A 15787-nucleotide genomic window follows, 5' to 3' on the forward strand; every position below is an offset into this window, starting at 1 on the left:
CGCGTCACTTCAAACCCTGGACTCCGTTACGCCCGGACTTCCGCCGGGGGCGTGTCCGTGGTGGGAGCCTGGATGGCGGCGCCCTCCTTGAACGGAGACGTCTCCAGCGCGGCGCTGAGGACCTCGTCCATCTTCGTGGCGAAGATGAACTCCAGCTCGTTCTTCGCCTGATCCGGCACGTCGATCAGGTCCTTGCGGCAACGCTCCGGCAGGATGACCCGCTTGATGCCCGCGCGGTGCGCCGCCAGGACCTTCTCCTTGATGCCGCCCACCGGCAGCACCAGGCCACGCAGCGTGGCCTCGCCCGTCATCGCCGTGTCGTGCCGCACCCGGATGCCCGTCAGCAGGCTGGTGAGCGCGGTCAGGATGGTGACGCCGGCCGAAGGACCATCCTTGGGGATGGAGCCCGCGGGGAAGTGCAGGTGGATGTCCGTCTTCTCCAGGAAGTTCGGGTTGATGCCGAGCGCCTCCGCCTTGCTGCGCAGGTAGCTCAGCGCCGCCGTGGCGGACTCCTTCATCACGTCGCCCAACTGGCCGGTGAGCGTCATGCCGCCCTTGCCCGCCATCTTGGTCGCTTCGATGAAGAGCAGGTCGCCGCCCGCCGCGGTCCACGCGAGGCCCGTCGCCACACCGGGAACCTCCGTGCGCTCCGCGACCTCCGAGTAGAACGTCTCGGGCCCGAGGATCTCCTTCACGCGCTCCGCGCCGATGACCTGCTTCTCCAGCTTGCCACCGGCCACCTCCACCGCCACCGCGCGGCAGATGTCCGCGATGCGGCGCTCCAGGTTACGCACGCCCGCCTCGCGGGTGTACGACGTGGTGAGGATCAGCAGCGCGTCGTCCTGCACCTCGATGTGGTCCCCGTTGAGGCCGTGCTCCTTGAGCTGCTTCGGCACGAGGTGGATGCGGGCGATGGCCTGCTTCTCCTCGAACGTGTAGCCCGTCAGCTCGATGATCTCCATGCGGTCACGCAAGGGACCGGGGATGGGATCCAACTGGTTCGCCGTGGCGACGAACATGACCTTCGACAGGTCGAACGCCACGTCCAGGTAGTGGTCGCTGAACGTGCTGTTCTGCTCCGGGTCCAGCACCTCCAGCAGCGCCGCGCTCGGGTCGCCGCGGAAGTCCGCGCCCAGCTTGTCGATTTCGTCCAGCATCATGACCGGGTTCTTCGTCCCGGCCTTCTTCATGCTCTGGATGAAGCGGCCCGGCAGCGCGCCCACGTACGTGCGGCGGTGGCCACGGATCTCCGCCTCGTCACGCACGCCGCCCAACGACAGGCGCACGAACTTGCGGCCCGTGGCCTTGGCCACGCTCTGGCCCAGCGACGTCTTGCCGACGCCCGGGGGACCGACGAGGCACAGGATGGGCCCGCGCATGTCGTTCTTGAGCTTGCGGACGGCCAGGTACTCCAGGATGCGCTTCTTCACCTTCTTGATGCCGAAGTGATCCTTGTCCAACTGCTGGCGCGCGTTCTCGATGTCGAGGTTGTCCTCGGACACCTTCGACCACGGCAGGTCCGCGATCCAGTCCAGGTAGGTGCGCGCGACGGTGTACTCGCTGGAGGCCGCCGGGATCGTCTTCAGGCGGTTGAGCTCCTTCTGGGCGACCTTCTCCACCTCGGGGGGCAGGGCGGCCTTCTTCAGGCGCTCCTGGAGCTCGTCGAGCTCCTCCTCCTCCTCGCCCATCTCGCCGAGCTCTTCCTTGATCGCCTTGAGCTGCTGGCGCAGGTAGTACTCGCGCTGGGTCTTCGACATCTCGCCCTTCACGGCGGAGTCGATCTTGTTGGAGAGCTTGAGGATCTCGCGCTTGCGGTTGAGCAGCTCCAGGACGAGCTTCATGCGCGCCTTGAGGTCGACCGTCTCCAGCACGGCCTGCTTCTCCTCGATGGGCACGTCCACGTTGGCGGCGATGAGGTCCGCCAGGTGGCCCGGGTGCGTGATGCTCTCCACCAGCTCCGTGGCGGCGGCCGGCAGCTCGGGCATCAGCTCGATGACCTCGCGCGCCAGCTTCTTCAGGTTGATGCCCAGGGCCTCCACTTCGACGTTCTCGCTGGAGGTCTTGTCCTCCACCGCGTCGACGCGGGCCTTGAGGTAGGGCGCTTCCTGGACCAGCTCCATCACGCGGAAGCGCGCGAGGCCCTGGACCACGAGCGAGTAGTTGTCCTCGCCCATCTTCAACAGCTTCACGATGCGGGCGACGGTGCCCATCGTGTACAGGTCGGACGCGCCCGGATCCTCTTCCTCGGCGCGGCGCTGCGTCACGACGCCGATGACCTGGTCGTCACGGACGGCGTCCTTGATCAGCGCGATCGTCTTCTGGCGGCCGACGGCCAGGGGCAGCACGCCGCCAGGGAAGAAGACACTGTTGCGCAGCGGCAGGATGGGCAGCACCTGCGGGATGTCTTCCTTGTTGATGAGCCCCGGAGGGGCCATCGCGGTGGGCATGGCGCTGGCCGCGGTGCCCTTCTTCTTCTCGTCAGACATAGGAGTTCGGCCTCTTCCTTGCTTGAACCCGGTCAGCAAGCGGCCGGGCCGGTGAACCATCCGGTTGTTTTCTGCGGCGGATGAACCAACGTAACAACCAAACGGGACATGGCAAACGCGATGTGCGTTATTTCCGTGCCTCGTCTTCTGTACGACGCTCCTCTATGTAACGGCCCAGAAGTCTCGCGTCCGGCGAGGGGGTGGGGCATGCTCGCCCCCTCTCACGCCTGATGCGGTGCGCGAGCGCGCGTCCCCGCACTGGAGGACGATGTGAAGCTCCACACCTGCGCCCACCTGTTCTCGCTGTCCGCGCTCCTGGCGCTCGGTTGCCACTCCCCCGTGGATGACGACGGCTCCACGGTCCCGGACGCCTGCGAGGCGACCCCTCCGGTGGTGGCCCCCCAGAAGACGGACATCCTCTTCGTCATCGACAACTCGGGATCCATGAGCGAGGAGCAGCAGGGCATCGCGACGGAGCTGCCCGCCTTCCTGGCCGCGCTGAAGGAGGGCAACGGCGTGTCCCAGGACTTCCGCGTGGGGGTCATCACCACCTCCGTGTACCAGCGCCAGCTCTTCCCGGACGGGGGGGACGTCATCCGCTCCTTCCCGGATCAGGAGGGCCGCCTGCAGCCGGTGCGGGACGACGCGAACCAGCCCACCGCCGAGCGCTTCATCGAGGGGTCGGATCCGCTGCTGCTGCCCAAGTTCCAGCGCCTGGTGGACCAGGGGACCTCCGGCAGCGGTCAGGAGGCGCCCTTCGAGGCGGTGCGGCTGGCGGTCGCCTCGCCCCTGGCCACCCAGCCGCTGGAGGAGGGGGGCAACGGGGGCTTCCTGCGGGACGACTCCCGCCTGCTGGTGGTGGTGGTGTCCGACGAGGAGGACTGCAGCTCCAAGCAGCGGCCGCCCCCGGTGGGGCTGGGCGTGGACCGGACCGTGGACTCGTGCACGGAGCAGGGGGACAAGCTGACCCCGGTGGGGGAGTACTACCAGGACTTCCAGGGCCTGCATGACAGCCGGGGCGCGTCGCGCGAGGTGCTGTGGGCGACCATCGGGCCGGTGGCGGTGACGGACAAGCGCGCGGAGCTGACCGTGGATACGACGGGCGGCACCGCCTACGTGCGCAACGTCGACTGCCCGACGTCCTACGGGCCGGGCTACCGGCAGAGCGACATGGCGAAGGCGTTCGACGCGACCCGGGCGAACCTGGACTCCATCTGCAAGCCCAGCTACCGGCAGACGCTGCTGGACATCGCGGACCTGGCCACGGTGGCGCAGAGCGTGGCCGTGGTGAACCTGCCGGATCCGCGGCTGGCGGTGGTGTACGTCACGCGCGCGGACGGCTCCGTGCAGACGTGCACGGCGGCCAACGGCGACTTCCGCTACGAGCCGCCCAGCGGCGACCGCTCCGCGCGCATCTTCTTCCTGGGCCCGTGCCTGCGGCGCGTGGGCGACACGAAGGTGGAGGTGAAGGTGCTGTGCGCCGGGTAGCCCGGAGCTGATCCGCGCTCGCCGCACCCGGAGGGCCCCGCGAAGGACGCGGGGCCCTTTTTCGTGGCCCCGCACGTGACCTGTCATGTCCGGTGCCAGAAAAATCATGCGCGCGGATCCGCCCCGGTCCGTCGAGCGGAGCACCCGACGCGACAGGTCCGGCGCGCCCGGAACGCCGCCTGCTCGGGTGTCAGACGGCTTCGGATACTGGCCCCATGCGCGCACCGCTGGCGGGTGCGCGACTCGAGGAGGCCCCATGGGCGCGGCGGTCGAACGGTCGGGGTTGGCGGTGGTGGAGGAGCTGCGCGAACGGATCCGCCAGTTGCAGGCGGCGCCCCGTCGCGCGCTGTCGGTGCTGCGCACGGGCGTGGACGCGGTGGACGCGCTCCTGCCTCAAGGGGGCCTGCCGCTGGGGACCTCCGTGGAGCTGTGCGGCGAGGCGGCGTCGGGGCGCACCAGCCTGGCGCTGCGCGCGGTGGCGTCCGCGCACCGGGAGCTGCGCCTGTGCGCGTGGGTGGACGGCCCGAAGGAGCTCTATCCCCCCGCGGCGGCGGCGCTGGGCGTGGACCTGGAGCGGCTGCTCGTCGTGCGGCCCCAGGCCTTCGCGCAGCGGGTGTGGGCCGCCGTGCAGCTCGCGCGCAGCGGCGCCTTCACGGCGGTGGTGGTGGACCTGACGCTCGGCGTGGGCGCCCCGGGGCGTCCGGAGCGGCTGGCCCTGACGGAGGCGCGCAAGCTCGCGGACGCGGCGGCGCGGGGCGGGACGCTGGTGCTGCTCCTGACGTCGCCGGAGGCGCCCGCGGACGGGCTCGCGCGGCTGCGGCTGGAGGCCCGGGGCGTCCAGGGCTGGTCCGTGGAGCTGGAGCGCAGCCGGGGCGGGGGCGTGGGGACGCGCGTCGTGAGCCCCTGGCGGGAGCTCTACCCGGAGGTGGGGCTGGATGCCGGGGCGCGGCTGCTGGACGTGGACGTGGAGGCGTCCGGGGACGCGGGGCCGGGCTTCTACCGGGACGCCGCCGACCGCGTGCGCAACGGCCTGGGCATCCTGGGCCAGCGCCCCGGCCGGGACGCGCCCATGCCTTCGCTGGGGAGCGCGCTGTCCCCGGCCGGCCGCTGACACGTAAGGAGGGGGGGCCATGCGGAGGGGCTACCTGTACGTCACGCGCTTCCCGGTGCAGCGCAAGGTCATTGAATCGCCCGCGCTCGCGGGACAGCCGCTGGTGCTGGTGGAGGAGGTGCGCGGCCAGCGCCGGGTGGCCTTCGCCTCCACGCGCGCGCTGAAGGTGGGCGTGCGGCCGGGGATGACGCTGACGGCGGCCACCGCGCTGGAGCCCGGGCTGCGGCACTTCCCGTACCGGCTGAAGGACGAGGCCCAGGCGCTGGCCGCGCTGGGGGAGTCGCTGCTCGGCCTGTGCCCCGGCTTCCAGCGCGACGCGCCGGACGGGCTGTGGTTCGACGCGAGCGCGGCGCACCTGGTGGGGGGCGAGCGGGAGCTGGGCGCGCGCGTGCTGGAGGTCTGCGGCGAGCAGGGCTACCGGGCGCACGTGACGGTGGCGTCGGAGGCGTTCACCTCGCGGGCGCTGGCGCGGCATGGCTCCCGGCGGGTGGAGGTGGTGCCCCAGGGGCAGGGCGCGAGGGCGCTGGCGCCCCTGCCGCTGGGCGCGCTGGAGGACGCGGCGGCGAAGGCCTTCTGCGCCCTGGGGCTGTCCACGCTGGGCGAGGTGGCGGCGCTGCCGGCCGGGGCGGTGACGGCGCGCGGAGGCGCGGCCGCGGCCCGGGCCCATGCCCGGTGCCGGGGCGTGGACGACACGCCCTTCACGCCGGAGCCGCTGGAGGAGGCGCTGGAGGACCGGGTGGTGCTGGACGCGCCCGCGGACACCTTCGAGCCCGTGCAGTTCGCGCTCAAGACGCTGCTCGACAGGCTGGGCGCGCGGCTGTCCGGGCGGCAGCGGGCGGCGGTGCGGCTCACCTTCGTGCTGCGCCTGGACCCCACCGGCGAGGCCGAGGTGCCGCTCCTGCTGGCGCGGCCCACGGCGCGCGCGAAGCTGCTGTTGGACCTGGCGCGGCACCGGCTGGGGGAGCTGCGCCTGGAGCGGCCGGTGGCGGAGGTCGCCGTGCGGGTGGACGCGCACGACGAGGACCTGGGCCAGCAACTGGCGCTGGGGGACGCGCCGGAGGGGGACGCGGCCCTGGAGGGCGTGCTGTCGCGGCTGGCGACGACGCTGGGCGAGGAGGCGCTGTTCGCCGCGTCCCTGGAGGCGGTGCACCGGCCGGAGTCCGCGCACACGCCCCGGGCCTTCCATCCTCCGGAGACGCGGCGCGGCCTGCTGTCCCCGTCCGGCGCGCTGGCTCCGGCGCCGGAGGGTGAGAGGCCCGGGGCCCCCATCACCGTCTGGCGCGAGGCGGGGGCCGCCCGGGAGCGGCCGTCGCGGCTGCTCGCCCGGCCGGCCCGCCTGGACGCGGAGGTGGCGGCGTCCGGGGAGCTGCTGGCGGCGCGGCTCGCGGGGCGGCGGCACCGGGTGACGGCGATGGCGGGGCCGGAGCGCCTGGGGGGTGAGTGGTGGACGGACACCCCGTACCAGCGGGACTACTACCGCGTGCACTTCGAGGGGCTGGGGCCCGCCTGGGTGTACCGGGACGGGCGGGACGGGGACTTCTACCTGCAGGGGTTGTTCGATTGAGGGGCGGGCGGGTGCGGTCGGGGTGGAGGCCCCGCCGCTTGTGGCCTAGCGTGACGGCATGCGCCCCGCACGACTCCTCCCGCTGCTCCTCGTGTCCCTCCTCGTCCTTCCGGCCTGCGCCGCCCGGCAGGTGCGCCCGGAGGGAGCCATCCGCAAGGTGGTGGTGGTGTCGGGCTCGCGCGTGGACGTGCTTCCCACGGGCTCGTTCCGCCAGGACATCATCGGTGAGAGCAACCCGCGCACGGTGCTGGCCCGCCAGACGGAGGCGGAGCTGCTCTCGCGCGGCTTCGAGGTCGTGGCCACGCGCCAGTCCCAGGCCCCGGTGCCGCTCACCGACGAGGTGGCGTCCTTCATCCAGCAGAACAAGGCCGAGGCCGCGGTGGTGGTCATCCTGGACTGGCTGGACGTGTCCGGCGCGGCGGTGCTGAACCGGGTGGACGTGGTGCTGCGGCTGGGCATGGTGGACCCCAACGGCCAGGTGCTCTGGACGGACACGTTCCGCTCGCAGCCCGTGGTGAGCGCCTACCAGTCCGCGACGGACTGGAACTCGTTCCTGCGCCGGGCCGTCATCGACGCGGTCAAGGTGGTGCCGTGACATGCGGGTGCTGGTGACGGGGGCGGCGGGCTTCATCGGCGCCCACGTCTGCGAGCGGCTCCTCTCCCGGGGCGACACGGTGGTGGGCCTGGACGCGCTGGACGCGGCCCCCGGGGACGTGGCGCTGCGGCGCTCGCGCCTCCAGCGGCTGGCCGGCGCGCGCGGCTTCACCTTCCTCGCCGGGGACATCACCGACGCGGCCCGGCTCGGACAGGCCTTCACCGCCGCGCGTCCGGAGGGCGTGGTGCACCTGGCCGCGCGCGTGGGCGTGCGGGCCCCGGACGCGGAGGCCCCGGCGTACGCGGACACCAACGTCACGGGCTTCGTGCGCGTGCTGGAGGCCTGCCGCGAGGCGCGCGTCCAGCACCTCGTCCATGCGTCCTCCAGCTCCGTGTACGGCGCGGCCACGCCCGCTCCGTTCCGCGAGGACGCGCCCGTGGATCAGCCGCTCAACCTGTATGGCGCCACCAAGCGCGCCAACGAGCTGATGGCGCACGCGTACAGCCACCTGCACCGGCTGCCCACGAGCGGCCTGCGCTTCTTCACGGTGTACGGCCCGTGGGGGCGCCCGGACATGGCGCCGCTGCTCTTCCTGCGCGCGCTGGCGAAGGGGGAGCCCCTGCGGCTGCACGGCGACGGCCGCATGCGGCGCGACTTCACCTTCGTGGACGACGTGGCGGAGGCCGTGCTGCGCGTGCTGGACCGGCCGCCGTCGGAAAGCCCCCCGCACCGGCTGCTCAACGTGGGCCATGGCGAGCCGGTGGCGCTGGGGGACTTCGTGGGCCTGCTGGAGCGGCACTGGGGCGCCAAGGCCCGCGTGACGTCCGTGCCCCCGGCGCCCGCGGAGATGGTCTCCACGTGGGCGGACACCTCGCGGCTGGAGGCGCTGACGGGCTTCCGGCCGCGCGTGTCCGTGGACGAGGGCGTGGCCCGGCTGGTGGCGTGGTACCGCGAGTGGAGCGCCACCTCGCGCTGAAGCCCGCGTGAAACGGCGGCGGGCGCCGCCCGGGGCTCGTGAAGGCCCCGGCCGACGCCCGCGCGTCCTCCCGTTCAACGGCGTGTGGCTACGGCAGCACCGCGAGGAAGTTCTCGACGAAGGCGTTGTTGTCCTCGCGCAGCTCCATCACCGACCGCTGCGAGTCCACCAGCGCGCCCAGGTAGAACAGCCCGGAGCTTTGGTAGCCGGGCAGCGTGGACGTGGAGGTGAAGAGCTGGCGCGTCGCGCAGACCCCGGCCTCCAGGTAGCCCACGTCCAGGGCGCCCAGGGTCACCTGGGTGGAGGAGGACGGGAACTCGTCGAAGAACGCCAGGGTGGGCTGGGTGGAGAGGAGGAGCTCCACCTGGCTGGTCCCCCCCGTGGGCTGCGTGCCCTGGTTGCAGACCGTCACGGTGATGGAGAACATCTCGCTCCCACGCACGGCGAACGGCGCGGCGACCTCCGTGACGACCAGGTCCGGCGCGAACCCCACGCCCATGCGGCCCCGCACGAAGGCGTTGTTGTCCGTGCGCAGCTCTTCACCGGAGTACCCGGCGCGCACGATGGCTCCCACGAAGAGGGGCGCCTCCGGCTCCGCGGGGGGCGTGTTGGCCTGGAAGGTGCCTTCCCGCGTGATGCACGCGTTCTCCGGCAGGCCCGGGATGTCCACCGTCCCCGCCAGGGACACGCTGGAGCCCGGCGCGGGGAACCCTCCGGGGAGGTCCAGCTCCGGCGGGGTGGCTTCCGTGGAGAGGAAGAACTCCACCATCCGCGAGGAGGAGGGCTGCGTGCCCTGGTTGCAGACGGTCACGGAGACCTGCGCCTGGCCGGAGGGCTCGATGTTCGCCGGCCCGCCCATCGCGGTGATGACGAGGTCCGGCGCGGACCCCACGCCGACGCGCGGCCCGACGAAGGTGTTGTTGTCCTTGCGCACCTCCTGGATGTTCCAGTTCCGGTCCACCATGGCCCCCACGTAGTACGTCCGCGGCTCCGGCCCCGTGCTCCCGTAGAGATTTCCGGGCACCGGCGTGGTGATGCAGGCGTGCGCTCCCAACTGGGGGAGGGAGACCTCGCCCAGGAGGTTTTCGGGAGGAGGCGGAGCCCCGTACTGCGCCGGCAGGGACAGCTCGGGTTGGCTCAGCAGGTGCAACGTCACCTGCGGGCCGTACGACGTGGCCTGGGAGCCCTGGTTGCAGACGGTGACGGTGCTGGTGAAGGACCGGCCCTCCTGGATGCTGACGGGCGGTGTCACCGCGGTGATGACCAGGTCCGGCTCCCACCCCACGCCCAGACGCCCCCGCACGAAGACGTTGTTGTCCTCGCGCAGCTCCATCCGGCTCAGGGCCGGATCCACGGCGGCGCTCAGGTACAGGGGCTGCCCCGGCGTGCTCCCATAGGGCTGGTCGGCGGACACCATCCCCATGGAGCTCACGCACTGCCCGGCCTGGAGCGGCGCGACGTTCAGGTACCCCGCCACGCTCTGGTTCGGGTAGGGGAACAGCCACGAATGGCCCTGATCCGGCAGGGCCCAGGTCTCCTCCGGGGACACGACGAGCGCCACCTCGGTGGAGCTGGAGGGATCGGTTCCCAGGTTGCAGACGCGCACGGTGGCGGCGAACGGCTCCCACGGCGCGACGGTGGCGGGGGCCTCCAGCGCGGTGACCGCCAGGTCCGGCCCGTAGCCCACGCTCAGGGGGCCCGCCACGCGGGTGTTGTTGTCCCAGCGCAGCTCGTACGGCCCCGCGTCCGGGTTGACGACGGCCCCCAGGTACAGCGGGCGGAACGGCGCCGCGTAGGGCGGCGGGTTCGCGGAGCCGGTGACCTGCCGCGTGGTGCAGGCGCCCGCGCCCAGCGGCGGCAGGGACACGTCACCCACGAGCACCTGGCCGCCCCCCATCGGCGTGGACGGGAAGGGCAGGGGGTTGGGCGCCAGCAGGGTGTCCTCCGTGCTCACGTAGACCGCCACGCTCGCGGATTGGTTCATCGACGCGGTGCCCACGTTGCAGACCTTCACGGTGCTGGTGAAGGTGCTCCCGGGCCGCACGCTGGCGGGCCCCTGGAACTCCTTGACGACGAGGTCCGGCCCGTAGCCCAGGCCCAGGATGCCCGCGGCGAAGCCGTTGTTGTCCAGGCGCGGCTCGAACCCCTGCAGGTCCACGACCGCGCTCAGGTTCAGGGGGCGCGCGAACGGCGACGGCCAAACGTCCACCGGACGCGTGGCGTAGAACGTGGAGCGCTGGGTCGTGCACTGCCCGGGCGCCAGCGGCAGGTCGGGCTGGGCGCGGCCCTGGAGGGCGTAGGCCCGCTGCGACTCCGAGTACACGGGCGGCGCCGGATACGGCCGCGACACGGGCGGCGCCGTCTCCGTGGAGAGGAACAGCGACACCCCGTAGTAGGACGCGGGGGAGTTGCCCTGGTTGCAGACCGTGTAGGTCGCGGTGAAGGCCTGGCCATCCTCGAGGTTCGCGGGCGCCTTCAGGCCGGTGATGACCAGGTCCGCCTCCGGCCCCGTGCCCACCAGCCCCTGGGTGAACGTGTTGTTGTCCTCGTTCAGCTCCTGGACGTTCCTGAACGTGTCGATGGCCGCGCCCAGGTACAGGGGCTGCCACGGCTGCGCCCCCCAGGGCAGGTCGCGGTGGGCGCCCACCATCAGCGTCCGGCACTGGCCGGCGGCGAGGAAGGGCACCTCCGTCTCGCCCAGTGACACCTGGGTCGACGTGGGGTACGGCCCGTACTGCGGCGGGAGCGCCACCGTGTCCTCCGTGGAGAGGAACAGCTCCAGGCGGGTGTAGCCCATCATGTCGCTGGTGCCCACGTTGCAGACCTGCGCCTCCACGGGGAACGAGTAGTGCTCCGGGAGGTTGGCGGGCCCCTTCAGCGCCCGCACCACCAGGTCGGGGCCATGGCCCACGCCCACGGCGCCCTTCGTGAAGGTGTTGTTGTCGTCACGCAGCTCGGAGATGGACTGCATCCCGTCCACGCGCGCGCCCAGGTACAGCGGCGCGTCCGGCTGGAAGGCCCCGGGCAGGGACGCGTTCCCGAACAGCGGCAGCGTGGCGCACCGTCCGGCATCCAGCCCCGGTGCGTACGCCTCCCCGGCGAAGGACTCCGTCGGGGAGCCGGGCTCCTGCGAGGCGGACAGCGAGGCCTGCGTGGAGAGCAGCATGTCCACGCGAACACCCGAGGCCGGGTCCGTGCCCACGTTGCACACCGTCACGGAGCCGGAGAACGGCAGCCCCGGATCGATGTTGGAGGGCCCCGTCATGCCGGTGACCACCAGGTCGGCATTGAAGCCCACGCTCATCCGGCCCGCGACGCGCGTGTTGTTGTCCTCGCGCAGCTCGGTGTGCTGCTGCTGAGGGTCGATGATGGCGCCCACGTACAGCGGCTGCTCGGGCTGCGTGGCCGCCGGGGGAACCTGGGCGAACGACTGCGTCCGGACCGTGAGGCAGCGGCCCGCCTCCAGCGGCGGCACGGGGACGACGCCCATCGGCGCCTGGACATCCACCGGCGCGCCCGGCGTGGGCAGGCTCAGGGTGTCCAGCGTGGAGATGTAGAGCTCCGCCTCGGAGTCGGACGAGGGCGCCGTGCCCACGTTGCAGACGCGCACGTCGGCGAGGAAGGGCGCTCCCGGACGGGCGCTCGCGGGGACGCTCACCTCGGAGACCACGAGGTCCGGGCCCAGGCCCAGGCCCATCAGGCCGCGGACGAAGCCGTTGTTCGTCTCATCCAGCTCCTGCACCCGCTGCTGCGTGTCGATGCTGGCGCCCAGATAGAAGGCGGTGCCGGGCTGCCCCGGGGGCGGCAGCGCGTTGGCGGTCACGGTGCGCGTGACGCACTGCTGGGCCTCCAGCGGCCCCACGTCCGTCTCGCCCACGGTGATCTGCTGGGTCGGGGGCGGAGCGTTGGGGTCGGGCACCTGCTGGGTGGCGGTCGTGGACAGGTATACCTGCAGGAACGTGCCGCCGCTCTGCGGATACGCGGCCGCGGAGCCCTGGTTGCAGACCTTCACGGTGGCGGTGAAGGGGTCCCCGTCGCGAACGCTGTCGGGGGCGCGAAGCGCGGTGATGACCAGGTCCGAGCCGTGGTCCAGGGAATGGCTTTGACCGCGGGCGGGGTTCGCGCCGGACGACGCGCCCTCACTTCCACAGCCGGTGATGACGAGCGTGCCAGCGATGAGCAGGCATGCGCGTCTCCAGGACGGCGAGAGCCGTTGCATGTGTTCTCCTTGGGGGTGTGTGAAATCCGTGAAGCGCCGGCAGCCGGGCCGGGACCGACGCCGTGAGGGCACTAAAGCGCCGCCCTCGCCGGCGAAAAGCCGATGCGGTTCAAACCAATCGTGACGGAGGCGTGGCCTGGGAAAGGCAAACGCCGGCCGGGGTTCGTGAAGACCCCGGCCCACGTCCCCACGCGCGCTGGCCGCCGGGCCCGGTTCAACGTCGCGGGGACATCCAGGGGATTCCCTTAACGGCGGACAGCCCGGGGTATTCAAACCCAACCCATCGCGGCCCTGAAAAAAGGCAGACGCCGGCCGGGATGCCTGGGCATCCCGGCCGGCGCATCCTGGTGAGGAGGTTTGTGATTCCTCTCGGAAGGCCTACTGCGCCTGGCTGATGGGCGCGGCCATCGTCAGCGCGTTGTCGTCCTCACGCAGCTCCAGCAGCGAGCCCGGCGCGTCCACCAGGGCGCCCAGGTAGAGGGGCTGCCCGGACAGGGCCGAGGAGGGGCGGACCACGAAGCCCTGCACCGGCAGCGTGGTGCACTGGCCCGAGGCCAGCGCGGACACCATGACGTTCCCCACGGGGCTCTGCACCTGGGTGTAGGGGGGCAGGCCCTGGCCGGGCACGTACAGGGACGTCTCCGTGGAGATGACCAGGTCCAGCGGCACGGAGCCGTACAGGGGCTGGTTGCCCTCGTTGCAGACCTGCACCTGCGCGCTGAACGAGCTGTACTGCGGCAGCCCCGTGGGCGCCGTCACCGCGCGCACCACCAGGTCCGGCCCGTTGCCCAGGATGAGCCGCGACGTCACGCGGGCGTTGTTGTCCTCGCGCAGCTCCATCACCTGGTTGGCGCTGTCCACGCGGGCCCCCAGGAAGAGGGGGCTGCTGGGGTCGGCGGAATAGGGCAGGGACGCGGGGCCGCTCAGCGGCGTCGTCACGCACTGGCCCACGGCGAGCCCCGGCACGGGCGCCACGTTCACCACGGTCTCGGAGGGCGCGGGAGGCGGCGACTGCGTGGACAGCGCCTCCTCCGTGGACAGGACGCCCATCACCTGCGCGGGGCCCGCCGGCTCCGTCCCCACGTTGCAGACCGTCACGTTCACCGTGACGGGGCCGTAGGGGCTGGCGGTGGAGGGGCCGGTGACGTCCGTCACCACCAGGTCCGGGCCGTTGCCTGGCGTGATGGGGCCCGCGGCGCGCAGGTTGTTGTCCTCACGCGGCTCCATGGACTGCTGGTTCACGTCCGCCAGGGCCACCAGGTACAGCGGCTGCGACGGCGTGGCCTCCGGCGGGGGAATGACGGAGACCGTCTTCGGGTACAGCGCGCAGGCGCCCGCCGCGAGCGGAGACACCTCCACCGTGCCCACCGGCGCCTGGGACAACGGCGAAGGGGCCAGCGTGGGGGACACCGCCGTGGGCGTGGTGGACAGGAAGAGCCCCACCGTGGAGGGCCCCGTGGACAGGGTGCCCTCGTTGCAGACCTGCACGTCCGTCCACAGTGAGGTGCCGATCTTGACGCTGGAAGGCGCCGTCAGCGTGCGCACGACGAGGTCCGGGCCGGACCCCAGGCCGATGCGGGACAGGGCGGACACGTTGTTGTCCTCGCGCAGCTCCGGCAGCGCCGCGCGCGGATCCACGACGGCGCCCACGGACAGCACCGGGTTCGGCATCACCGCTCCGGGAGGCAGGCCGGCGCTCCCGGTCACCCGCCGGGTGACGCACTCACGCGCCTCCAGCGCCGGCACCTGGGCCATGCCCATCAGCACGGCGGTCATGGGCGGCGGACCCGACGGAGCGATGTTCAGCGAGGACTCGTTCGTGACGTACACCTCCACGGGCACCTCGGCGGAGCGCGTCGTCCCCACGTTGCAGACCTTCGCGGACACCGTGAACGGGCCGTAGAGCGGCGCGAGGGAGGGGGCCTCCAGCGCGACGACGGTGAGGTCGGGCCGGGACCCCACGCCCACCCGCGAGTCCGCGCGGGTGTTGTTGTCCTCGCGCAGCTCCAGCACGCCCTGGGGCAGGTCCACGATGGCGCCCAGGTACAGGGGCTGATCGACGGGGCTTCCGTACGGGCTGTTGGCGGGGCCCTGCACCGTGCGGGTGGCGCACTGGCCCGCGCCCAGGTACGGCACGCTGAAGTTCGCCACCGGCAGCTCGGTCATGGGGCGGGGCTGGGTCGACGGGGCCGCCAGCGATGGCGCCGAGGACAGGACCACCCGCACGTCGACCGTGTTGGCGGACTGGAAGCCCGTGTTGCACACCGTCGCCGTCGCCTGGAGCGGATCCCCCGGGCGCACGCTCGCGGGCCCCGTCACGGAGCGGATGATCAGGTCCGGGCCGTTGCCCACGCCCACCGGTCCCTGCACGAACGTGTTGTTGTCCTCGCGCAGCTCCAGCACGCTCCCCGGCGCGTCCGCGATGGCTCCCAGGTACAGGGGCGTGCCGGGCGGCACGGAGGTGGGCGGCGGCAGGACGGTGCCGCTGACGGGCACCGTGCGGCACTGACCCTCGTTCAGGCTGCTCACGCTCGCGGCGCCAATCAGGACCTGCGTGGTGGGCGGCGGACCGGAGGGCGGCGGCACCGTCAGTCCGTTCACCGTGGACAGGTAGAGCTGCACGGAGCCGCTGGGGCTGGGATCCGTGCCCACGTTGCACACCGTCGCGGAGGCGGTGACGTACTGGCCCGGCGCCAGGTTCGCCGGCGCGTCCACCCGGGTGACGACCAGGTCCGGCCGCCAGCCCACGCCCATCAGGCCGCGGACGAAGCCGTTGTTCGTCTCGTCCGACTCGGACACCCCCTTCTGCGTGTCGATGCTGGCCCCCAGGTAGTAGGCGCCGTTGCCCGTGAAGCCCGAGGGCGGGCTGACGGAGATGCTCAGCGAACGGCTGACGCACTGGCCCGCGTACACCGGACCCACGTCCGTCTGTCCCTGGGTGCTCTGGACGGTGAGCGGCGGCGTCCCCGGCCCCGGCACCTGCTGCGTGGACGTGGTGGACAGGTACACCTGGAGCGTGGTGTTGGAATACACATTCTGGTCACCGGCGTTGCAGACCTTCGCGGTGACGGTGATGGACTGGCCGGGCTCCGCGTTGTCCGGAGCGCTCAGCTCCGTGATGCGCAGGTCCGGGCCGGGCAGGAGCGCACGGGCCTGCTGCTCCAACGTGGGCGCTTCCTCTGGCACGGAGCCGTCCGTGCAACCCGTGAGCGCGAGCGCGCCCGTGATGAAGAGACACGAATACCGCCATGGCGGCGTACGCCGAGACATGCAGACTCCTGGGCTGGGGGGTGAAGGCGACGATACAGGCCCGGTGTGACATCCACCGGACCTGCACGTCTCTTCTAG

8 protein-coding genes are annotated in these 15787 nt (G+C 72.2%); 5 read left to right on the forward strand and 3 right to left on the reverse strand.

From position 1 onward, the window contains the following. Positions 1–26: 26 nt before the first annotated feature. Complete coding sequence (lon, locus tag K8612_RS06850) at positions 27–2486, reverse strand: endopeptidase La (RefSeq protein WP_223740239.1); 2460 nt, start codon at positions 2484–2486, stop codon at positions 27–29. Between the two features lie 270 nt (positions 2487–2756). On the opposite strand from lon, the gene K8612_RS06855 reads away from it, so the two are divergent. The 5 genes from K8612_RS06855 to K8612_RS06875 all read left to right on the forward strand — a co-directional run bounded on the left by K8612_RS06855 (position 2757) and on the right by K8612_RS06875 (position 8220). Then, complete coding sequence (locus K8612_RS06855) at positions 2757–3974, forward strand: vWA domain-containing protein (protein WP_223761667.1); 1218 nt, start codon at positions 2757–2759, stop codon at positions 3972–3974. 256 nt (positions 3975–4230) lie between these two features. Then, on the forward strand, positions 4231–5085 hold the full coding sequence (locus K8612_RS06860; RefSeq protein ID WP_223761668.1) for an ImuA family protein: 855 nt from the start codon (positions 4231–4233) through the stop codon (positions 5083–5085). Between the two features lie 19 nt (positions 5086–5104). Then, positions 5105–6649: a DNA polymerase Y family protein gene (locus K8612_RS06865; RefSeq protein WP_223761669.1), complete on the forward strand. Its 1545-nt coding sequence runs from the start codon at positions 5105–5107 to the stop codon at positions 6647–6649. A 58-nt stretch (positions 6650–6707) separates the two neighbouring features. Then, the gene (locus K8612_RS06870) at positions 6708–7244 is read left to right on the forward strand and encodes a hypothetical protein (RefSeq protein ID WP_223740235.1); all 537 of its coding nucleotides are present in this window, start codon (positions 6708–6710) and stop codon (positions 7242–7244) included. Position 7245: 1 nt separating this feature from the next. Further along, a complete protein-coding gene (locus tag K8612_RS06875) occupies positions 7246–8220 on the forward strand; it encodes an NAD-dependent epimerase/dehydratase family protein (protein ID WP_223740234.1) in 975 nt (324 codons plus the stop codon). Between the two features lie 88 nt (positions 8221–8308). Here the strand turns inward: K8612_RS06875 and K8612_RS06880 are convergent, their stop codons facing one another. Together K8612_RS06880 and K8612_RS06885 are read right to left on the reverse strand one after the other, a co-directional pair. Next, the gene (locus K8612_RS06880; protein WP_223761670.1) at positions 8309–12439 is read right to left on the reverse strand and encodes a CARDB domain-containing protein; all 4131 of its coding nucleotides are present in this window, start codon (positions 12437–12439) and stop codon (positions 8309–8311) included. A gap of 378 nt (positions 12440–12817) precedes the next feature. Beyond that, positions 12818–15709, reverse strand: a complete 2892-nt coding sequence (locus K8612_RS06885; RefSeq protein WP_223761671.1) for a CARDB domain-containing protein — start codon at positions 15707–15709, stop codon at positions 12818–12820. Positions 15710–15787 lie beyond the last annotated feature (78 nt).

Origin of the sequence: Corallococcus sp. AS-1-6 (assembly GCF_020037015.1) — a bacterium.
GTDB lineage: Bacteria > Myxococcota > Myxococcia > Myxococcales > Myxococcaceae > Corallococcus.